This is a genomic window from Nostoc parmelioides FACHB-3921 (assembly GCF_014696625.1).
Taxonomy (GTDB): domain Bacteria; phylum Cyanobacteriota; class Cyanobacteriia; order Cyanobacteriales; family Nostocaceae; genus Trichormus; species Trichormus parmelioides.
The window spans coordinates 109,932-132,378 of record NZ_JACJQL010000017.1 but is presented as its reverse complement, the minus strand read 5'-3'; the positions used below and the strand labels follow the sequence as shown (position 1 = coordinate 132,378).

Sequence of the window (22,447 nt, the reverse complement as noted above, 5' to 3'; positions counted from 1 at the left end):
ATGAGTACGATGAGCGCCATTGCTGTCATGGATGGCATGAAAACTCGTAGCGAAGCGGGTGAATACAGACTAGAGCGTTTTATATTTAATTGCACCTAGCTACTTATATGTTTTCCTGCCCTCTCCCTTATGCAGCAACTTTTATAGCTAGCTTGTCACCCTCTGAGGCAATAGAGACAAAAGATTTAAATCTTTCCCCACATTAAAATCCACTTGTAGGGGAAAAAAAATGGATGCTCATCGGGCAAGACTTGAAATAATTTTTGTTGATAGCTTTGCACAAACTGCTCATAGGTTTGACTATCTAATTGCGATTCATAAGCTGTGAGTAATGTGCCACGATACCATTCCACAACGGCTTCTCGTAAAGGCAATACATGACCATACATTTGTAACTTCACTTGTTGTTGGACAAAGCCTAATTTATAAAGTAGTTTGGCGTATGCTGATGGAGTTAGTACTTCCAAACGTCGCGTATATCCCCCTAATTCTTGACTAAACTCTTTGGCTGTCTCCTTAGCTGCTAATGTCTCGTGGAGATACTGAGTTAACTTTCCTGTTCCACATCCTAAATCTAAAATTCGTAGGTTCTCTTGAGGTTGTACCAAATAAATCCACTAAGTCATAAAACGGACGACTTCGTTCTGCTTGAAATCGTTCATCTTGTTCTGGATTCCATTTGTCTGGCATTTTGATACCCTAGATTGCATTTCTTGATTTTGAATTTTTTATGACTAATTACTTCCGTTCTAATGTTGAGGCTATGGCTAGCTATGTTCCTGGTGAACAACCACCACGGGGAACACAGGTAATTAAACTCAACAGTAATGAGAACCCTTATCCCCCCTCGCCTGCGGCCTTAGCAGCACTACAAGATATTGATGGCGAATGGTTGCGGCGATATCCAGAACCGTTTGGGGGAGAGTTTAGACAAGCGGCAAGTAAAGTTTTAGGTGTTCCTAGTGATTGGATCATTGTGGGTAATGGCAGTGATGAAATACTAAGTATAGTCATTCGTTCTTGTGCTGAACCGGGACGGAAAGTGGTCTATCCCATGCCTACTTATGTGCTTTATCGCACACTAACCCAGATGCAGGCGGCGGATATTTTGGAGATTCCCTACAAGAACGACAACGTTTTACCTGTGGCAGAATTGATTGCTGCTGATGGAGCGGTGACATTTATTGCTTCTCCTAATAGTCCATCTGGTCATGTTGTGCCAAGTGAGGACTTACGGAAATTAGCCAGTGAATTACCTGGGGTTTTAGTCATAGATGAGGCTTACGTAGATTTTGCTGAAGAAAGTGCCTTGGATTTAGTGCAGAGATATGAAAACGTGATTTTGATTCGGACGCTTTCTAAGGGATATTCCTTAGCTGGGTTGCGTTTGGGGTTTGGGATAGGGAATCCCAAATTATTGGATGGATTGTTTAAAGTCAAAGATAGCTATAACATTGATGCGATCGCCTGCAATGTTGGCACAGCAGCCATCAGTGATCAAGCTTATAAAAACGCTTGTGTGGCAAAGGTGAAAGCATCCAGAAGTCTTCTAGCAAAAGACTTAAAGCAATTAGGCTTTTATGTTTGGGATTCCCAAGGCAATTTTTTACTCACCCAACCGCCTCAAGGTAACGCCGAATACCTCTATCAAAAACTTAAAGAACAGAAGATTTTAATCCGCTATTTCAAGCAACCAGGGCTAGAAGATAAATTACGCATCACTGTAGGCACTGATGAGCAAAATCAAATTCTGGTACAGGCGTTGAGGGATTTGTTACGGGTTGGAGAGTGAGGCAGATAAAGGAGATGGAGAATAAAAATCTGATAACTGATAAGAATTCATATTTTCAGTCATGAACCAATAATTTGTTAATCTCTTCTGGAGAATGGGCAATTAAATCAGCACCGTGAATCTTCAATTCCTCCTCGGTTCCATAGCCGTAAGTCACACCAATTGCCGTCACATGGTTTAACTTTGCTCCGATAATATCGTGTAGGCGATCGCCTACCATGACCACAGTAGAGGGTGCCAGATTTTCGGTGATTAAAATATGCTTAATTAACTCGCTTTTCACAGTTCTTGTGCCATCAAGCTCGCTACCATAAACGGCATCGAAAAGCACAGATAAATCAAAATATTCAATAATTTGCTTTGCATAAATGTGAGGTTTAGAAGTGGCGACAAAGGTTTGATAACCAGCCAATCTAATCTTTTGGAGAATATCTATAATTTGGGGATAAAGGTAATTTTCAAATAATCCAATTGTGGAATAACGAAGACGATAAAGGGCGATCGCTTCCTCCAACAGCCTATTCTCAGAAGTATTTAATAGCTGAGAAAAGCTTTCTTGAATAGGCGGGCCAATACACCAAAGCAACTCATCAGCATCCGGTGGCTTATAACCTAACTCAGATAAAGCATACTGAATACAGCGAGTAATCCCCAGCTTGGGATCAGTCAAGGTTCCATCCAGATCAAATAAAATAGCGGAAATGGACATAATTTATCATTAACCCCTCTTTTGAAGACTACGAAAAAATTCTTCTCCGCTCAATAACACGATTCCCAAAGAGACAACACTAATCCCCAAACTTTGGATCAAATTTAAACTTTCGCTGATTGCTATCCATGCAACTAACGCCGTCAAAGCTGGACTACTAGAACCGATGATAGAAGCCTTGGTTGCGCCAATCATCCGAATCCCCAGATTATTTAAGGTGTGTCCAATAAAACTAACTACGCCCGAAAAAATACTACCAATCCACAAAGGTGTCCAATCAAGCTGAGAACTGGAAGGCGAAAAAAGCAGTAGGCTCAGACCGGAAAGCAGCAGAGTAGAGGCAAAACTGATCCAAGTAAATGGAACGGGATGGAATCTTTCCAAACATTTTTGGGCAATGACATTATAGAAGGCATAAACTACCCCAGCGCTCAGGCTAGCGCAAATGCCGATCGCAATGGTATGACTGCTATAACTGCTAGAAGATTGAGGAATGGTCAGCACACCACCTATGAGAACAATCCCCATGACTAGCCATCGGAATATTGTAGGGCGATCGCCGAAAAACTTCCAAGCTAGCAGTGCTGTAAACACAGGATAGGTAAAGAACAATGTCAAAGCAATTCCTGTCGGAATCAAACCAATAGCAACATAGAGTGCAGCAATATAGATAAACATCAATACCCCACAACCAAGTGCTTGGGTGAGAACATCGAAGCGTTCCCTACTGAACAAGTCTTGAAATTCTTTCCCCGCCGATGGATATAACTTAAATGCTAGAGCCGCCATCAGTGGAACCACCAGCAACATTCGCATAAACATCAGCAAGAAGGAATTTTGCAAATCTGGTTTTACGTATCCACCAATGAAAAATAGACCCAGCACGAGATGTTGGGAGAACAAAACTCGCACGGTAACATTATGAAATGTCAAAACAAGGGAAGATAGCAAAACCGTAAGCATAATTCGTAATTTGTAATTCCTAATTCGTCTTTATTATCTCAAGAGAAAATAGCTGGTAATTGGAATCTTAACCACAAATTACTAATTACAATTAAGACTCAGGCTTTTTAGCTTACAATAATCTGTGTTTCACTTAAGATGAATCCATCATCAGTCGCTAGGGTTGGTACTTTACCCGCCGGATTATTATTGAATAATTCGCTGTCACGATCGCGTATTGTGACTTCTTGGAGTTCTACTTGATCAACTAAATCTAGCTCAATAATCGCCACCTCACTATAGGTGCGTATTGAGATGTTTTTCTCAAGAATAGTTTCATAAAACAAGGTAAAGTTGAGAGCGCCCTAGTCATAGATCCCCGATTTCTGGGAGACGTTGGGGATCTAAGTATGGTGTTTATTTCCACCCATTTATTGGCCGAGCCGTATGAAATCGTGCATTACCTTATACTAAAGCTGGTTCACTGCGGTTATAGAAAGAATAGTCTCCCTTGATGGCTTCACTCTGTTTACCATAAATCCCGACTGGGATATTGCCGATTATTGTTACACGTATTGTTACACGCTGCATATGGCGAGAAGAGCATATTACAAATTATCCAGCGATTAAAAGAAGCAAAGTTATTGTATAAATTTATAATAATTAACTGTTCCATAATTAAGGAAATGAATTATCAGCAATTATTTAGCGATCGCCTAGCTGTATTGGCGACAATGCACCACAAGGAAAAGGTAATTGCACCATTATTAGAACAAGATTTAGGTGTTAAGGTGATAGTACCACCGGATTTTAATACAGATATTTTTGGCACATTTACCAGGGAAGTAAAACGCCCAGGCACGCAAATTTCCGCAGCGAGATTAAAAGCAGAGAAAGCTTTAGAGTTTACAGGAGAAAGTTTAGCTATTGCTAGCGAAGGTAGTTTTGCACCCCATCCATTAGTACCTTACATCTACTCTAATAGAGAAATAATCATTTTGTTAGATAAAATCAATGATATAGAAATTATTGGTGAATACTTTTCTACAGATACGAACTTTAACCATCAAGTTGTAGAGAGTTTAGATGAGGCATATACTTTTGCTAAGAAAGTTGGTTTTCCGGAACATGGTTTAGTTGTTTGGTTTGAAAACTTAGACAAGAAATGTCATGACATGATTAAAGGTATTACACAAGAAACAGCATTGATAGAAGCAATCAATTTCGGTCTAGAAAAATCACCCAATAGTAAAATAAATATTGAGACAGATATGCGGGCAATTTACAATCCTACTCGCATGAAAAATATTGAAAAAGCTACTCATAATTTACTCCAAAAAATCAGCAGTTGCTGTCCACAATGTCATACCCCTGGGTTTGAAATTACTGAAAGAATAAAGGGATTACCTTGCGAACTTTGTCATATGCCAACAACCCTAACACTGAGAGCAATTTATCAGTGTAAAAAATGCGGTTTTAGACAAGATAAACCATTTCCTAATGGCACAGAATTTGCAGACCCATCCCAATGTATGTACTGTAATCCATAATAAGCTAGGCTATTTTAAATCCAAGGTAACTCGTAATTCAAGTTTGAACGAGAATAGTTGGAATTTTGTGTAATAAATCCCCCCTTGCCAGGTAAAACATGGGGGGAGTATGGAGCTAAAGCCCGGTTGGGCAATCGGGCTATTAGTTATTTAGTATCTATTTGCTTTAATTTAATTCCTCCTAAAGATAGATAATTCTAATTTGTGTATTTATTCTTATGATTTTAATCATAAAAAATCTTCCCTTGCATTGTAGCAATGGGAAGATTTAGATTTCAAGTTCGTCAGGTGATCGGAATATTTATTTATTTAGTATTTATAGCCTTATTTTCAATTCCACCAATAGATAGATAAATAATACTTTGAGTGCATCAAAAATGTATAGCTTAATACAAGCAAGGAAATAGAATTTTTATCAATTTCGGCTATTACTGTTGAATTTCAGCATTCCTTATTAGGAATTATGCAATTTAGAAGCGCATTAGTTTCTTATAGATATTAAGCAGTTTTTTAAAAAACATGATAATGAGTAAATCATAGTAAAAAATAGTTTACTTATCCAGAATAATTCACTGATAAACTCAAAGGTAATTGAACTATAAAAGTGGTTAGGCCATGACCACTCGTAACTTCAACTGTACCTTGAATATACTGTACTAGTTTTTTCACTAGTGATAATCCCAAACCTGTACCACTAGTTCGTTGATAATCACTTTGGGGAATTTGGTAGGATTGGTCAAACACAGACGATTTTTCTAGTGTTTTGTTGTATGTAAATCGGTAGAAAGGCTCAAAAATACGAGATTGTTCTGTTGAAGGAATTTCTACTCCAGAGTTATTAATTCTAATTTGAAAATAAGGAAATGAAGAGACTCTGTATAAACCAGATTGAGCATCTTGTGGTGTTAAACTTTTTTGATTGTGTTCAAAATCTACATTTACGGTAATGCGCTCACCAGCAGGAGTATATTTACAAGCATTCATAAGGAGTTCTGAGATAATTCTGCTGAGGATACTTGAGTCAGAAACTAAAGCTGGTAAATCATCAGAAATACTAACTTCTAGAATCTGTTTTTGGGCTTGGGTAATTTCCTGAAAACTGTTAATAATCTCGGATAGTAAAGATTGCAGATGAATGTAAGTGATATCTAAAGGATAACTTTCTGTATCAATTATCCGCATATTAATTAAATCATCTACTAAAGTTAACTCCCGTTCGCATTCATAACGTAAAATGCCCAGGTAGCGAGACACAGATGCAGAAGTAGAAGCGGTGGCTGATTTTAAAAGACTCTGCTGATTCATGACATTTTCTAGCATGGAAATGGCCATTTTGATATTTGATAATGGCGTTCTCATCTCATTAGAGGTAGATGCTAAAAAATCTTCTTTCAACTGGTTAAAGCGCTGCATTTCTGCCATTTGAATTTCCAGTTGTCGATTACGTTCAGCAGAGAGATGGCGTTCTTCTGTGAGTCGGCGTTGAGTGTCATCTCGAAAAACCATGACTGCGCCAGTAATGTCACCGTTGTTGTTGCGTAGGGGGGTAGCACTATCGGTAATTGGGATCATTGTGCCGTCTTTGGTAATTAACATGATGCGATGACCGACTGTCGGCGAAACACCACCGCCTAAATAAACTGTTGTTTGTTTTTGAATAGCCGAGATGATAGGATTTTGAATAGAATTGAAAGTCTGTTCATCAATTAACTGAACGACTTCAGTTAAATTTCGGTCTTGTGCATCATCAAATTGCCAACCGGTAAGTGCTTCTGCGACTTGATTCATATACTTGATGTGCAATTGAGAATCAACCACCAGTACACCATCTCCCATAAATCGCAGCACGGAACTCAGAAATTGCTCACGTTCATAGCGATTGAGGGCCGTTTGAATAGCGACGTAAAGTTCTTTTTCTCTGACGGGTTTGAGGATGTAGCCAAAAGGGGATGTGAGCGTTGCTCGTTCCACAGTACTTTTATCAGAATGTCCTGTCACATATATGATGGGAATTTGTAGATTCTGCCAGATTTTTTCGGCTGCATGGATACCATCTTCTTCACCTCGTAGCCTGATATCCATCAAAATTAAGTTTGGCTGTAGTTCTGTCGCTTTATCTATGGCTAACTCTGCCGAATCTGCAATATCTACAACTGTATATCCCAAAGACTCTAAACTTTCTTGTAAGTTAATCGCCAAGATATATTCATCTTCTACAATCAGCACTCTGACCGCTTGGATTTTATTGGTCTGTGAACAGATGCTAATCATGCCTATACCCTACTTGTCGTAAAAGAAATTTTAAATTCAGTTCCTGACTGACTCTGAATTTCTAATTTGCCTCTTAACTGCTTGACTAAACCCTGAACAAGAGTTATGCCAAGTGTTTTGTTTTTTTTGCTATCAAATTCCAAAGGTAAGCCAATACCATTATCTCGAACGATAAGTGTCAAAGTGCGATCGCTTTCTTGGCATAACCGGACTTGAATTTCGCCTTCCCGATTATCGGGAAAAGCGTATTTCAAGGCATTAGAAACCAGTTCATTGATAATCAAACCGCAAGGAATAGCAGTTTCCAGATCCAAGTTAGTGTCTTCCACTTGAATACTCAGGTGAATACAGCTGGACTTAACATTATAAGAGTCAAATAGGTGCGTTGTTAAATCTGGGATGTATTGAGCAAAATCTATATTAGCTAAATCATTAGAGCGGTAAAGTTTTTCATGTGCCAAAGCGATGGAGGCGATGCGGTTTTGACTATCACGCAGGATAGCCGTGGCTTGAGGATCTTGGGTACGTCTGCACTGCATTTGTAACAAACTGCTAACAATTCCTAAATTGTTTTTAACTCGATGGTGAATTTCTTTGAGTAATACTTCTTTCTCTTTGAGAGATGCCTTAATTTTCTCCCCTGTTTGCTTTTGCTCTGTTATATCTTGTTGGACAGCAACAAAGACTGTGCCGTATTCTGGATGTGCAAAAACAGATGCCGTTGCTCGACACCAAAAAGGAGTACCATCTTTTTTAATATTTTGGACTTCATAGGTAGTTTCACCATATTGCATAGCCGCAGCAGCGATCGCCTCATGAACTTCTATCGGTTTGGTATGCTCATCTTCATAATTAATAATGGAGATATGCTGACCAATTAATTCATTAACTTCATAACCAAATATTTGGGCAAATTTCGGGTTATTGTAAACGATTACGCCATCATCAGCACGGACTAAGCATAATCCCTCCGCCATATTGCCAGTGATGACAGCTTGTAACTCTAGCATCTGTTGGGCGCGTTTTTGTTCGGTGATATTGATACTACTGCCGATAATGCGATAAATATTTAAGTTTTCATTCCTTAAGGGAGTCAGGTTAGTAATCCACCAAGTGTCTTGATTGTTTAGATGTAAGTATTCTTCATAAGTAATAGTTTCTCCTGCCTCTACACAATCCTGATAATGCTGCCGCACAGATGCGGCTACAATGGGTGGCAGCGCCTGCTCTGGGGTTTTGCCTTGCAATTCATGAGAGCGAAAGCCTGTAAGTCTTTCATGGGCGGGGTTTAAACCAATAAACCGAAAATCACCATCTACAACATCTACCACAAAAATAGAGTTGGCAACACCATCATAGATACTACTTAAAAAATGCTCTTTCTCTCGCAGTGCTTGTTCTGTTTGTTTGCGGTCATTAATATCTATGATTACACCCAACATTCTTACAGGGTTGCCTGTTTCATCATAAATTCCGTGTCCTTTCCCAACCAGCCAACGCATAGTGCCATCAGGACGAATCACCCGATATTCTAATTCAAAATTGCTATGCTGTTTTAGAGCATGAGCTACGCTCTGCTCGACGCGGTTAATGTCATCTGGGTGAACAACATCACGCCAGGCTTGATAACTTGCTGTTGATGTTTCTGGTTCTAACCCTAATAAGCGATAGTGGTTATAATTCCAAATTACTTCATTAGTATGAAGATTCCAGTCCCAATTACCAATGTGGGTATATTCTAGGGTTAGTCGTAATTGTTCTTCACTTTTAGTTAAAGCTTCTTGGGCTTGTTTGCGGCTAGTAATGTCCTGAGCCGTTCCGTAAAGGCGAATGACTTTGCCCAGTGAATTCAACTGTGCGTGTCCAATCCCTTCAACGTACATCATAGAGCCATCAGCTTTAAATGCACGCAGAACTAATTTGTAAGATTCTCCTGTGGATACTGCACGTTCGACGGCTTGGTGTAGTTGTTGTTGATCTTCCGGGTGGTGAAGTTGAAGATTTTCCTCATAGCTTGGTGCTGCTAATGCTGGATCTCGCTGAAATAGCTCAAATAATCCTTTCGACCAAGTTATTTTCTTGTTAGCTAAGTCATAATCCCAGTTACCCAGACGAGCTACTCGCTGGGATTCTGCTAATAGTGCTTCACTTTGGCGTAGTGTATCTTCTGTGTGCTTGATATCGGTTACATCAACAATCAGTCCATCCCAAGCTACACGACCATCTGGTAATTGGCGGGGTGTAGAACGTAATTGCACCCATTTCCAGATGCCACTGGGAGTGTAGATTCGTAATTGAATGTCAAATACAGAGAGATAATGATAGGATTTTTCAACGGCTTGCACAAAGCTGGGAATATCTTCTACACATAACTGCCGATAAAGCAGAGTTGCATCTGCGAGGACATCTTCTGCTTTCACTTCCATTAGTCTTTCAATTCCCGCACTAAAGTAAGAAAAGCGATCGCTCCTATCTAATTCGCGGATTATTTGATATACTGCCCCATTCGGCAGGTTATCGCCAATGCTACGCAACATCGTTTCTCGCTCATGCAAGGCGATTTCTGCCAATTTACGTTGGCTAATATCTGTGACACGGACTAGATGAATTTCTTCACCAGCAACGTAAATTTGTTTGACTGCGAGATTTCCCCAAAATAACTTACCTTGTTTAGTGATGTATTCAACTTCGCGGCTCCAAAAACCTTGATGATTTAGTTCTTCGATGACACTAGTTACCTCATCGGGGGTGAACCGTTGTTTTTGTAGCGTTTGACCATCAGTACCTATCAATTCCTCTTTACCAGAGGCGGCAAATATTTGCACTGCCTGTTGATTACAATCAATGATCAGTAGCGTTTGCGGATTCACCAAAAACAGAGCATCGGTAGATCCGTTATAAATAGCTTCTAGTAAGTCTCGACTATGGACAATTTCTAATTCAGCCAGTTTACTATCACTAATATCTTGAGTTGTACCCAGAACTTTAGTCGGGCGGTTATTTTCATCCCTAGCAAATACTACCTCGCGCGATCGCAACCACCGCCAAGACCCGTCTTGATGTTTCATACGACACTCGGTCGTTAGCACTTCGCCATCGGCGGCATTTTGCCAGTATTCCAGGTTACGCTCCAGTAGAGGTAAGTCATCAGGATGCAAAACATCCAAGAAGAACTGAGCGCCTCTTTGCTGAATTTCTTCCGGTGTATAACCCAGAATATCTACAGACTGACGGTTGAGATAAACATTACTTCCGGCTATTGGGTCAAAAATGTATAAAAGTTGGGGCGAATGACTAATAACTTGCTCAATAAAATGTTTACTCTCTCGCAGTTCTGCCTCAATTCTTTGGAGTTCACCCTGGGCGGCTTTTTGTTCTGTAATATCTTTGGCTAGGACAAATTTTGCTGGCTTCCCCAACCAAGTGATGAGATGGGAGTTAATTTCCACATCTATTAGGGTTCCGTTTCGTGTGCAATGTTTTGCTTCGCCTACATAAATAGCACTAGAGAAAACGTCAAAATCCTTCAGGGAGCGAAAAAAAGCAGGAACTTCTTCACGGGGACGAATATCTAAAACTGTAATTGACAGAAATTCTGCTTCGGAGTAGCCATATTTGTATATTGCTGCCTGATTAACAGCCAAAAAACGTAGAGTTTCTGGATCAAAGATCCACATGGGATTGGGATTATTCTCAAACAGCAATCTATATTGAGCTTCTGAACTTATTAAGTCTGCTTCAATACTCTTGCGTTCTGTAATATCACCCAACGAGCCAACCAATCTTATGGGGTTGCCTTGTTCATTCCAAACTGCTTTACCCCGTGAACGAAACCATTTGTAGTTACCATCTTTGCGCCGGAGACGATACTCAATGTAATACACTGGAACTTCCCGACGCAGATAAGCTGCTTGAGCAGCCATCACTCTGTCATAATCATTAGGATGAATGCGAATACTCCATTCATCATCAAAACTACTCATTTCATGACGTTCATAGCCCAGCATTTCAAACCAACGGTCTGAACGATAGGTATGATTAGTCAGTATATCCCAGTCCCAAATGGCTTCCTCTGTGCCGGCGATCGCTAATTGCCATCGTTCTTCACTTTTGCGTAAGGCTGCTTCGGCTTGTTTGCGTTCACTGATATCAATATTCGTACCGATGACAACCCAGCAGTTTGCTTTTGGGTCGTATCGAGAACTATGGGTTGCACCAATCCAACGCAGAGAACCGTCTTTATGGTAAAATCTATATTCTATGCTGAATGTTTTGCCTGCAAATATATCTGCAAACCCAGGCATAATAACTGTTTCTACATCATGAGGATGCACTCGTGACAGCCAAAATTCTTTAGATACCAGTAATTCCTCGGCTGTATAACCAAAGATGGTTTCACAGCCTACAGACTGGTAGTCATATTCCCAATCGCCATTGGGAAATACTCGAAAACTTACAATAGCCGTACCAATTGCGCTATTGAGGATATCGTTTAATCTGGTTTCTGAGATTTGATACTGAGCATCCCTTTGGGAAAGCAACTCAGACATTTGCTCTCGTTGCACTACTTCTTGTTCTAGTTGCGCTGTTTTGACTTCTTCTAGTGTCACCACACATAAGACTTGTCCCTGATCATCAAGCACAGGCAAATGGCGAATTTGATGCTGATGGAAGCGTTGTAATATATTTGGTAAATTCTCCATATCTGCCTCATTCACAGTTATGACAGGTTGGCTCATAAGTTCTCCAACTGTCATGTCTGCAAACGTCATTTGATGGGCAATTCCTCTCAAGACATCTGTTTGTGTAAAAATACCCAATAATTGCTGCTTGTTGATTACCAGCACACAACTAGTTTGAGCTTGATACATTTGGGCGATCGCTTCCACTAATGGTGTATCTTGCACCACTATTACTAAAGGTCTTCGAGAGTTTTTTACAAGCTGCCAAGACATTTTTGTCAAAACTTTACTAGCATTAGTCGCTGTAGCTAAGATTTTTTTTGCTGATTGTGATCAATATAGGAAACTTTTTATTCTATGTACAGAGAATTAATTTTTATTTAATTAACCCCTACGATATAAAAACTCGACCGACACAGAGGTGTATCAATGAAAATCCCTCTGCTACTAAACAGCAAGTGGGAGGTGGTTTGGTGTGAGGAACAAACTAAATGTTTAGTCAATATTTAAAGTAGCAAGGGCTTGTGGCATAGTTATTACATTGTGATGAACATCATACGACACTTCAGCAATAGATTAATTAATCCTGTGGAAAACACTCAATAACCTGTTGTAGATATTGGGTGGAAGCCCATTCGGCTGGCGATCGCCACACCTAATAAACGTTCATCCTTCTTTAACTCTCCTAGCATCTGTGCTAAAAAAGAAGGCTGTGGTTCAGGAATCAGCAGATTATCTTGCATATTTTTAATTTATCGTTTGGTTAGGAAAATTCTGGATTATTTACGGAATAAGTGACACTCTGTTGATTTCGTCAAAAGACAAGTATTGTTCTAGCTGTTAAACCTATCTTTTGACTATATGACAATGACTCTGATTCAGGGCAACTTTCGAGTTATCAAAGCTGCACCTGATGGCGATTCCATCCGTTTCTATCCCCATAATCCCCAACTGTGGGATAAGCGAGTTCGACCAAACCGACTTGGCGGCGCACAACTGCGCTTAGATAGTATCGATACTCTAGAAACACATTTCCAAGTAGGAGGTGGTGGTTTAGGTACACAACACCAACCCCTAGAATTAGCGGGTGCTGCTGCTAATGAATTGCTAAAATTTTTGGGTTTTAAAAAGATTACCCGTAACGCTAACGAAGTAGTCACAGCCGCAGAACCAGAAGCCGTTCCTGGTTTTATCGTCACAAAATTTGCAGATGTATATGGTAGGAGTGTAGCTTTTGCCTTCAAAGGGACATCTGATGTAGAAGATGGTAGCGAGGTTTACCTAGATAAATCTCTGATTAAAAAGAGTGTTAACTACCATATGTTAAATAAGGGGTTAGCTTACCCTACTTTTTATTCCAAGTTATACCCGGATATTCGGAAGGAATTAACTATTGCAGCTGAGAAGGCGCGGAAAGAGCAAAAAGGTGTGTGGGAAGTAGACAAGACTAATGAAGGTTTTGTTTTAGAAGACCTAGAAACAATCACTGATAATGTAGTCATCTTCCCTAAACTATTCCGCCGACTTCTTGGCTATCTCGCCATCAATGACGGTAGTGCGGAATTAGATGGATTTTCTGATTATTTAAAATCCCGGAGCGATCGCATCATTATTCTGCCAGATGGTCACGTTACTGGTTTCCACTATGTTGTGAAAGTTGAAAAACAGAAAATTCAATTAACTGTTCAACCAGAAGATTTAATTTTCTTAGAAAAATAGGAGTAGGAACTGAGAAAAGTCAAAAGAGGCAGGGGGGAGTAGAGAAGGGTAAAATGCTTGAATAACTTCTCCTTTCTGCCCCCTGCCATCTTTTATCTTGCCTTTTCTAGCTCTGAGATAAACGCTGCAATTCTTCACCAGCTAATAATTGATGCGCCTTGGCTAAAAACTGGGGAATTTTATCAGCGTGGGGACTGTAGCGGAGGGATTGCTGCAAGTCTATGTCGTTGAGTTTATCGGCTTTGTTACCAGGGAACCAGTGACTAGCATTTCCCAATAAGTTGTACCGCATTTTGGCATAGTCTACTAAATCGTAGGCAGTAGCTAGATTTAGCAGCCATAAAATCACCCGGATATTTACTTGTCCGGGGGTTTGTTCCCATTGAGGTAAATTGGTTTCCCAGGTTTTTATCCAATCTTCTCCCAAAGAGGCGATCGCTGCATCTTCCAACCTCGCTAAAATTGGCGTTAAAATCTCTGATGCCCGGTCTATTAAGTCCAATGTCTTCAAGTGTTCATCAAAATCTTGGGGTTTGGCTGCACCTAAACTCAAGGTATGCACTTGAGAATGACTTAGACAAAATAAATCATTAAACACCATCGGACTTAAAGGGGCGCATAAATCCACTAATTTTTTAGGTGGATTATAAAGCCGACCCCCCTTATCTGTAGGGCTAATAATAAACACCCCCATATCATGGCGAGTAGCTGCTTCAATTGCTGGCCAATTCCATTGATTAATGTAATACCAGTGCAGGTTCACATAATCAAATTGGTTAGTATTAATTGCTTGCACAATTACATCCTGAGAACCATGAGTAGAAAAGCCCACAAATCGGACTTTACCCTCTGCTTGCAACTGTCGTACTACATCCAAGCAACCCCCAGGACGTACACTAAAGTCTAATAATTCAGCAGTATTAATTCCATGCAATCCTAGTAAATCTACGTATTCTAGTTGAAGATAACTCAATGATTGCTCGAAAGTTTTGCGGAACTCTGTCGCATCAGCAACAGGTGCAATTTTGGTTTGGACAATTAACTTTTCACGGGGAAATTTGGGTAGTATTTTCCCCAATTGCATTTCGGAACTACCATAACCACGGGCAGTTTCAATGTGATTGATCCCCACATTAACAGCACGATTAATAGTTGCTTCCAGATTTGCTTGTTGATCCGCCGGAATATCTGAATAACTAACATCTTGCCATTTATATTGGTATCTCATGCCGCCGCAAGAAAACACCGGCATCTGTAATTCTGTACGTCCAAATCTTCTATATAGCATTCAAGTAAATAGCAGCTTGTTAACAATTCAAAATTCAAAATACCCTACGGGAAGCTAAAGCTACAAAATTCAAAATTCAAAAAAAGAATAGTAGGTTGGGTTACGCGATCGCGTAACCCAACAAAGTTTTGAGAATGTTGGGTTCCTCCACCTAACCTACACCAGTCTAGGTTTTTAGGCTTAACCGAACTGTAAGGTGATACGCACCTAAATCAAATATTCTTGCGTCAGGGCTGTCCATAGTCAAGAGTCCAGAGTCAAAGGCTAGCTTGGACTGTGGACTTTGGACTTTTGACAACCTGAGTGCGAAATATACAATTTAAATGCGTAACAGCTTATTACCTTATAGCTGTCACTCACAAATAAAAATATAGGGGTGTTTTTTAATACCCCTATACTCATGAATCAACCTGATTATTCCTTAAGCAGCATTTTGCAATTCAGCCGTGCGTACTGATAACTGCTGTGTCTGATTACCCCGTTGCAATCTCACTTGTAGCGCTTGACCAAGGCGGCTATTTTCCACAACGTTTTGTAACTGTTCCGCAGTGGTGATTGCTTGACCGTCAACTTGCAAAATGACATCTCCGCGTCGGATACCAGCATTAGCAGCCGGGGAGTTAGGTACTACTCGAATCACCAAAACACCGTTAACTTCGGGAATTGCAAAAGCCGAATTAGGGTCAGTATTATTTTGTTGAGCTAATTCGGGTGTTAAAGTTGCCATTTGTACACCTAAATAGGGGTGAGCAACTTTACCGTCCCGTTCCAATTGAGTAGCGATCGCCTTAGCTTTATCAATAGGAATCGCAAACCCAATCCCCATCGCATCAGCACGAATGGCGGTGTTAATCCCAATAACTTCACCCTGGTCATTTAACAAAGGCCCCCCAGAGTTACCAGGGTTAATGGCTGCGTCAGTTTGGATGAAATCTAAACGCTTGTCAGAAATACCCACTTGGGCGCTAGAACGCTTGAGGGTGCTGACAATACCCAAAGTAACAGTATTATCAAAACCCAAAGGATTACCAACTGCGATCGCCCAGTCGCCCACTTGGACATTATTAGAAGAACCCAGGGGTGCAACTGGTAGACTATTACCCGCGTTGATTTTCACCACCGCTAAATCTGTAACTTCATCAATCCCTTGTACCTTACCATCAAAGCTACGGCCATCTTTCAAGCGAACAGTCACGCGATCGGCCTTATCCACCACATGGGCATTAGTCAAGATTAAACCACTTTTATCAATGATAAATCCCGAACCTAAACCACGCATCTGTTCTGGTGGCATCTGTCCTTGAAAGCCTTCACCAAAAAAGCGCCGGAAAAAGGGATCTTCCAAAAATGGATCTACCCGGCGGGTAATTGTGCGTTCTGTATCAATTCTCACCACTGCTGAACCAACACGATTCACAGCTGCTGTCACAAAGCTACTGTTACCAATAGCAGCCGTCACGGGTGATTGTCTTTGAGCTACTAGTTCCGGTGCAGATCCAGTTGTACTAGGATTAGGCGCTGGTTCCGCTTGCAATGGCAAAACACGCAGACTGCTAACCGTTAACACAACTCCTATAAATATTGCTAATACATGAGTACCGAGTTGGCGTATAGACCTGGATAATTTGGAAAATAGCATATTCACAACCTAATCTAGAAGTCTAAATCTTGCCCAATTTAAAATTATTTTGACAAATTTGCCTACTAATCTCTACAACCTCATCTTCCTGCCTAAGTGTCAACTAGCTATAAGAATCGGATTGGATAATTTGAAGAGTATCTGTCGGGTGGGCATTGCCCAACGTATCATGATCTTGGTAGGCAATGCCCACCCTACTGATCAAAAATCAAGCACGGATTCTCTAGCTCTAATTAAAGTTAATTGAATATTTAACCTCATAGCTATTGTAGAGATTCCCACTTCCGAGGTTCGGGTTTTACCAAAGGGCTAGGGAGGAAGCAGAGGGGCTAGAACAGGTGTGAGATTTTTGAGTATTGAATTCTCCGGAGTGGTTGACCATCTCTAGGCTAGGATCTGAAGTATTACCAGCGCTATAATTCCCTATGAATGGATCAAACCAGTTAGCTCAAGAATCCTTGCCTGTACCCCAAAAAGCGAAAGAGTCCCATAATCATGATGCAGAACACGATCACAAACATCATACTCACGGGCAGGCAGAGTCAGTTCATGCTCACGTTCATAGCGAAGAATCTTTACGGCGAATTGTCAATCGATTATCACGCATAGAAGGACACATTCGCGGTATCAAAACAATGGTGCAACAAAATAGCCCTTGTCCCGACGTTTTATTACAAATTGCTGCCGTACGGGGTGCATTAGATAAAGTAGCCAGAATTGTTCTCGATGAACATTTAACAGAATGTATTGCTAGAGCTTCTAAAGAAGGCAATATAGAAGAAGAAATTGAGCAACTAAAAGCAGCTTTAGATAGATTTTTACCTTAATTTTTATCTGGATTCCCGACTTTTATGACAAATCGAGAATCGATTTTTGAGTAAGTTAAATTATAGAACTTTTGTACTAATTTAATCTCAAAGTTTTTTAAGTCTTGATACACCAATACTAATCGCACCTCCTTTATCTCGGAGGTGCTGTAGCTTTAAAGTTTGAGTATTCCTGCTGTAGTGTGATGTTATTTATTATAACTATATGTTTCACTGGCTAGCGTGAAGATTCATCTTTTAAGAGAATCTTTTATATCCAGCATACGGAGGTTAAATGTCAGTACTGAAAGCTACTAACAGCATTGAACAACGTTTGCAAATACAGCGTTTGCAAGCACCAACCCGCGTAGTTACATCTACGGCTGGGAGTGATGTGGTAAAGGGATTAACTCAAACACCCAAGACTTTACCCCCTTGTTATTTCTATGATGACAGAGGTTCTGAATTATTTGAGCGTATCTGTGAGTTACCTGAATATTACGTGACACGTACAGAAACGGCTATTTTACGAAGGTTTGCGGGTGAAATTGCTCGAATTACTGGCGCTTGCGAGTTAGTAGAACTGGGAAGCGGTAATTCTACCAAAACTCGTATATTACTGGATGCTTATCAGCAACTAGATTATCCTCTGCGTTATTTACCGATTGATGTTTGTGCAGGGATTTTGGAAAGTAGCGCCAAGCAGTTACTTCAAGACTATCCTTCCCTAGAAATTTATGCGCTAGCGGGAACTTACGAATTAGCGCTTGCACAACTGACTACCAAAAAATTATCTAGTAGGATGATTTGTTTTATTGGTAGTACCTTGGGTAATCTTAACCTACAAGAGTGTGATGTCTTCTTGTCCCAAATTAGAGCAACTTTAAATGTTGGTGAATATTTCTTATTGGGGGTAGATTTGCAAAAGCCAAAGGAGATTTTGGAACCAGCCTATGACGATAGTCAAGGAGTCACCGCAGAGTTTAACCTCAATATGCTGGAACATTTAAACCGAAGTTTTGAGGGAAATTTTGATACGACACAGTTTAAACACTGGGCATTTTATAATGAGAGTGAACAGCGCATTGAGATGCACTTGAAAAGTGAGCGATCGCAAACTGTCCAATTAAAGTCTCTCAATCTCACCGTTAATTTTGCCCAAGGCGAAACTATCCTCACTGAAATTTCTCGCAAATTTAACCTCGAAAGCATTCAGCAGCAACTCGCAGCTAAAGGTTTAATACCTGTCCAGACCTGGACTGATACAAATCAGTGGTTTGGTTTATTGCTATGTCAAGTGCCAGGATAAGTAATTAAGTTAGGAAATGTAAATCAAGTCCGGCTAATTGCTGAAAATATGCTTGGTATTGTCGGTAACAGGTAATTGGTCTTTCCCATTACCTGTTACCGATTACCAACTAATAAGGTGATACGCACCTAAATCAAATATTCTTGCGTCAGGGCTGTCCATAGTCAAGAGTCCAGAGTCAAAGGCTAGCTTGGACTGTGGACTGTGGACTTTTGACAACCTGAGTGCGAAATATACAATTTAAATGCGTAACAGCTTACAGATATTATTAGTGATTAATTTATAGGCATTTGCCAAAATAGAAAAACTGTTTTATCTCTATTTCTGTCATGACATTAATACTTCAACTTCGTGAGTCATACTTGTGGGTTGAGGAATAGGTAACCCATCGACAAGCATTCCTTCTATATGAAATTCAATAGCTTCTGTAATCAGTTGTTTAACTTCTTCTAAAGTTTCACCCACAGCTACACATCCTGGTAAATCAGGTACATAAGCACCATAGCTAGTTTCACCCTTTTCAATTACAACCGCGTAACGCATCAATCTTCCTCCAATTGCGCCTGTCTCCAAATATTTTTCAGAGTACCAATTGGTACATCAACACTCGGCTTGCCAGATACTGTTACTGTACCAGTTTTATCGGGATGCTTGAACTGTCTGTGACTACCTTTAGTTCTAGCTAAATACCAACCATCTGTTTCCAATCTTTTAATAACTTCACTAACTTTCATATTGTGTATACTCTAGATTCACATACTTAGAGAATACTCAAATATGATGCGCCTTCCAAACTAACCAATTACCCAATAGGACGATTACCAGGATTAACTGCATGAATAAACTCACTACCTGAGTTTGGTCTACCGCGTTTATAACTGGCTTCTTCTGGCTTACCCCATCCCAACTGTAAAACTATTTCTAAAAAATTAGAACTTTCCGATTTCCATAAAGTAGCCCATTCTGTTCTTTGGACAATTCTTTCTACATCAGACATAAAAATTAACTGATGTTGTTTATTATTATTAAAGCTTAAATATAAATCCATCCCGGCTGAGGCTTCATACCAAAATTCTAAGATGGAATTTTTAGCAGATTGCAATATTTCTAAATCACTACTTAAAGCAATTAGTTGGGTATCTACTTCTGGATAACGTAATATTTTGCCCTTTATTGAAATTTCTTTCCAAAGAATACCGGAAATTTGATATTCTCTTTGATAGTCATGTATGGCATTTTTAAAATCTTGATAGGCAGTAAATTTTTGTAGCCCATCTGTTCTGATAAACTGGTCAATTATAGGATTACCAGAAACTGTTACTTCTAATTTTAGACGCTCTCCTTTAAGGCAAGCTAGGCGTTCAGCCGCCAAAATTTGAATTAGTTCTTCGGTGGTATAAACCTTTGACATCAGAACACACTTAATTGGTCATTGGTCGTTGGTCATTAGTTCTAGTTTTTGACTGTTGACTATTGACTATTGACTGTTGATATTTCGACATTATCTCTTGGCATGATGGGGAATACAGTAACAGATATCACTAAAAATTTGGGCAGACCAATTTGGTCTACCCCCGAAGTTACTTGGCTAACTCACTACTGAACTCATTGAACGATCGCCTTTTTAATTGTACTGATTCTGTACGTGGTAATAAATCAAATACTTCTCGTAGTCTGTCATCGATTTCTTCAAAAGGAACTTGACCTTTCTTGTTTAAGACTACCTCACCGGACTGATTAAACACTACAACTTGAGGCACGCCTCCAGAATAGTAATATCCTGGTTCGGTGGGTTCGTAAGTCTTTTTGGATGAGATGGTATCCACACTGATGGGGATAATTTCTGCGGCTTTACCGTAGAATTCTTGTACCCGTGAAATTACAATGGCGTATTGTTTGCAATCGCTACTGTCATCCAAGTAGAATGCCAAAAATATTGGTTTATGTTCTGCTAACGATTGGGCTAAAGTAAATCTGGATGGTACTAACGATCCATTACCCGCATAAACCACGAACATATTGCCGTCGTATACATCATCGTTAATACCTGCAAAGGCTGGCTGTATTCCTACAATCAATAGACATATAAGCAAACACAGGCCTTTAAAAACCAACCGTCGCCAGTCAGCAATCTGTCTATGTAAAAAAGAAAACTCTATACTATTCATCAAAATGAACCTTACAAGCTACTGTTTGTCTTCGGTTTGTGCTGAATGAGGCAACCTGGGCTGGATATATAATTACGCCCGTATACTATTTTTTAAGATAGCGCCTAGTGGGATCTGTGGGGAATGTTGACTGTTGACCTTTGACCGTTGACTATGGACTATTGACGTAATTACTAATGACTATTAATAAATTAGGGTATGGATGTGGGAAATAAAATCAAAGTTATAGATAGGCTGCGGTTGGGTTTTGCGGTGTTGGTGGCGAAAAGTGTGACATTTTTAGTGCGATCGCTCCGTCTCGGTGCTGCTAGTGTATTACCAGGGTCTATTGCCCGGCGGATTGAACCCCGATTGCTGCAATTATTGAGTCAGCAGGTGAAAAATGGGGTCATCATCATTGCGGGGACTAACGGCAAAACCACCACAGCACTGCTGTTATGCACTATTTTAGAAAATCAAGGCTACCGTGTCTGTCATAACTCCACCGGTGCAAATCTAGAAAATGGGTTGATGACCGCGTTGCTAGAAAGCACTAACTTGGTGGGGACTCTAGATGTGGACTATGCCATTCTGGAAGTAGATGAGAATATTGTTCCCAGGGTCTTAAAACCACTCCAGCCACGAATTATCCTCTGTTTAAACCTGTTCCGTGACCAACTTGATAGGTATGGGGAAGTAGACACCATCAGCAAGCGGTGGACAAAGGTTATCTCGACCCTTCCCAGAGAAACGGTGGTAATTCCTAATGCTGATGACCCGACTTTATCCCTTCTCGGTCAACAGTTACCCCAAAAGGTTTTATTCTTTGGCTTAAATGAACCAGAACATTATTTAGAAGCCATTCCTCACGCTGTTGATTCTATCTACTGTCCCCAATGTGGACATTCTTTAGATTACCAAGGTGTGTATTTATCCCATTTGGGAGATTTTACTTGTCCCAGTTGCGGATTTACTAAGAGTCAACCCACTTTAGCCAGTAGGGAATGGTCACAAATTCTCGTTGGTTTGTACAACAAATACAACACCTTAGCCGCCACCACCGCCGCTATTGAATTAGGTGTGGATGAAACCACAATCAGAGATACTATTAATAACTTCCAGGCGGCTTTTGGTCGTGCAGAAGATTTAGTTATTGATGGTAAACGTGTGAGAATTTTATTATCAAAAAATCCTGTGGGGACGAATGAAACAATCCGCGTCGTCACTCAAAGCACAGATAAAACCACTTTATTAGTATTAAACGATCGCACACCCGATGGCACAGATGTATCTTGGATTTGGGACGTAGATACAGAAAAATTAGTAGAACGAGGAGGAACTTTAGTCGTGAGTGGCGATCGCGTCTATGATATGGCGCTACGTCTGCGTTATAGTGAAAAATCGGCGCATAGTAATCTCAATTTAATTGTCGAAGCAGATTTACGTCAAGCGATCGCCACAGCCTTAGAACACACCCCAGCCACCGAAACCCTGCACATCCTCCCCACCTATTCCGCCATGCTAGAAGTGCGGGAAGTCCTCACAGGTAGGAAAATTCTGTAACCCAGTCAACAGTCAACAGTCAACAATCCC

Annotated in this window: 20 protein-coding genes; 6 read left to right on the top strand and 14 right to left on the bottom strand. The window is 40.2% G+C overall.

What is annotated here, in order from left to right; all coding sequences use genetic code 11:
- Nucleotides 1–185: 185 nt before the first annotated feature.
- Nucleotides 186–608: a class I SAM-dependent methyltransferase gene (locus H6G14_RS14120; protein WP_242053427.1), complete on the bottom strand. Its 423-nt coding sequence runs from the start codon at nt 606–608 to the stop codon at nt 186–188.
- A gap of 122 nt (nt 609–730) precedes the next feature.
- On the opposite strand from H6G14_RS14120, the gene hisC reads away from it, so the two are divergent.
- A complete protein-coding gene (gene hisC, locus H6G14_RS14115) occupies nt 731–1,792 on the top strand; it encodes a histidinol-phosphate transaminase (RefSeq protein ID WP_190568004.1) in 1,062 nt (353 codons plus the stop codon).
- A 55-nt stretch (nt 1,793–1,847) separates the two neighbouring features.
- On the opposite strand, the gene H6G14_RS14110 is transcribed toward hisC, so the two are convergent.
- From H6G14_RS14110 to H6G14_RS34025, 4 genes are all read right to left on the bottom strand, one after another.
- A complete protein-coding gene (locus H6G14_RS14110; RefSeq protein ID WP_190568003.1) occupies nt 1,848–2,501 on the bottom strand; it encodes an HAD family hydrolase in 654 nt (217 codons plus the stop codon).
- 9 nt (nt 2,502–2,510) lie between these two features.
- Entirely contained in the window at nt 2,511–3,464 is a 954-nt protein-coding gene (locus H6G14_RS14105; protein WP_190568002.1) for a DMT family transporter, read from the bottom strand.
- 107 nt (nt 3,465–3,571) lie between these two features.
- Nucleotides 3,572–3,790, bottom strand: coding sequence for a glutathione S-transferase N-terminal domain-containing protein (locus H6G14_RS14100; protein ID WP_206757603.1), 219 nt, complete (start codon nt 3,788–3,790; stop codon nt 3,572–3,574).
- A gap of 118 nt (nt 3,791–3,908) precedes the next feature.
- Nucleotides 3,909–4,034, bottom strand: a complete 126-nt coding sequence (locus H6G14_RS34025; protein ID WP_277884315.1) for a hypothetical protein — start codon at nt 4,032–4,034, stop codon at nt 3,909–3,911.
- Nucleotides 4,035–4,129: 95 nt separating this feature from the next.
- On the opposite strand from H6G14_RS34025, the gene H6G14_RS14090 reads away from it, so the two are divergent.
- Nucleotides 4,130–4,993: a DUF6671 family protein gene (locus tag H6G14_RS14090; RefSeq protein WP_190568000.1), complete on the top strand. Its 864-nt coding sequence runs from the start codon at nt 4,130–4,132 to the stop codon at nt 4,991–4,993.
- A gap of 555 nt (nt 4,994–5,548) precedes the next feature.
- Here the strand turns inward: H6G14_RS14090 and H6G14_RS14085 are convergent.
- The 3 genes from H6G14_RS14085 to H6G14_RS14075 form a co-directional block, all read right to left on the bottom strand.
- Nucleotides 5,549–7,264 carry a hybrid sensor histidine kinase/response regulator gene (locus H6G14_RS14085; RefSeq protein ID WP_190567999.1) on the bottom strand — a complete coding sequence of 572 codons (1,716 nt, stop codon included), beginning with the start codon at nt 7,262–7,264 and terminating at the stop codon, nt 5,549–5,551.
- A 2-nt stretch (nt 7,265–7,266) separates the two neighbouring features.
- Entirely contained in the window at nt 7,267–12,219 is a 4,953-nt protein-coding gene (locus H6G14_RS14080; RefSeq protein ID WP_190567998.1) for a PAS domain-containing protein, read from the bottom strand.
- A 326-nt stretch (nt 12,220–12,545) separates the two neighbouring features.
- A complete protein-coding gene (locus H6G14_RS14075) occupies nt 12,546–12,689 on the bottom strand; it encodes a hypothetical protein (protein WP_190567997.1) in 144 nt (47 codons plus the stop codon).
- A gap of 124 nt (nt 12,690–12,813) precedes the next feature.
- Between H6G14_RS14075 and H6G14_RS14070 the strand changes: the two genes are divergently transcribed.
- On the top strand, nt 12,814–13,665 hold the full coding sequence (locus tag H6G14_RS14070) for a thermonuclease family protein (RefSeq protein WP_242053426.1): 852 nt from the start codon (nt 12,814–12,816) through the stop codon (nt 13,663–13,665).
- 106 nt (nt 13,666–13,771) lie between these two features.
- Here H6G14_RS14070 and H6G14_RS14065 read toward each other — a convergent pair whose 3' ends face one another.
- Together H6G14_RS14065 and H6G14_RS14060 are read right to left on the bottom strand one after the other, a co-directional pair.
- A complete protein-coding gene (locus H6G14_RS14065) occupies nt 13,772–14,953 on the bottom strand; it encodes an aldo/keto reductase (RefSeq protein WP_190567995.1) in 1,182 nt (393 codons plus the stop codon).
- 421 nt (nt 14,954–15,374) lie between these two features.
- A complete protein-coding gene (locus tag H6G14_RS14060; RefSeq protein WP_190567994.1) occupies nt 15,375–16,592 on the bottom strand; it encodes an HhoA/HhoB/HtrA family serine endopeptidase in 1,218 nt (405 codons plus the stop codon).
- Between the two features lie 425 nt (nt 16,593–17,017).
- Between H6G14_RS14060 and H6G14_RS14055 the strand changes: the two genes are divergently transcribed.
- Both H6G14_RS14055 and egtD read left to right on the top strand, forming a co-directional pair.
- Nucleotides 17,018–17,419: a metal-sensing transcriptional repressor gene (locus H6G14_RS14055; protein ID WP_190567993.1), complete on the top strand. Its 402-nt coding sequence runs from the start codon at nt 17,018–17,020 to the stop codon at nt 17,417–17,419.
- A gap of 274 nt (nt 17,420–17,693) precedes the next feature.
- Entirely contained in the window at nt 17,694–18,707 is a 1,014-nt protein-coding gene (gene egtD, locus H6G14_RS14050; RefSeq protein ID WP_190567992.1) for an L-histidine N(alpha)-methyltransferase, read from the top strand.
- A 327-nt stretch (nt 18,708–19,034) separates the two neighbouring features.
- On the opposite strand, the gene H6G14_RS14045 is transcribed toward egtD, so the two are convergent.
- The 4 genes from H6G14_RS14045 to H6G14_RS14030 all read right to left on the bottom strand — a co-directional run bounded on the left by H6G14_RS14045 (nt 19,035) and on the right by H6G14_RS14030 (nt 20,875).
- Nucleotides 19,035–19,250, bottom strand: a complete 216-nt coding sequence (locus H6G14_RS14045) for a type II toxin-antitoxin system HicB family antitoxin (RefSeq protein WP_190567991.1) — start codon at nt 19,248–19,250, stop codon at nt 19,035–19,037.
- Nucleotides 19,250–19,441, bottom strand: a complete 192-nt coding sequence (locus tag H6G14_RS14040; protein WP_010996867.1) for a type II toxin-antitoxin system HicA family toxin — start codon at nt 19,439–19,441, stop codon at nt 19,250–19,252. The genes H6G14_RS14045 and H6G14_RS14040 overlap by 1 nt, the downstream gene beginning before the upstream one ends.
- 68 nt (nt 19,442–19,509) lie before the next feature.
- Nucleotides 19,510–20,118 (bottom strand): hypothetical protein, encoded by a 609-nt coding sequence (locus tag H6G14_RS14035; protein WP_190567990.1) that lies wholly within the window; start codon nt 20,116–20,118, stop codon nt 19,510–19,512.
- 169 nt (nt 20,119–20,287) lie between these two features.
- The gene (locus H6G14_RS14030; RefSeq protein ID WP_190567989.1) at nt 20,288–20,875 is read right to left on the bottom strand and encodes a thylakoid membrane photosystem I accumulation factor; all 588 of its coding nucleotides are present in this window, start codon (nt 20,873–20,875) and stop codon (nt 20,288–20,290) included.
- 198 nt (nt 20,876–21,073) lie between these two features.
- Between H6G14_RS14030 and H6G14_RS14025 the strand changes: the two genes are divergently transcribed.
- Nucleotides 21,074–22,417: a Mur ligase family protein gene (locus tag H6G14_RS14025; protein WP_190567988.1), complete on the top strand. Its 1,344-nt coding sequence runs from the start codon at nt 21,074–21,076 to the stop codon at nt 22,415–22,417.
- Nucleotides 22,418–22,447: the final 30 nt, after the last annotated feature.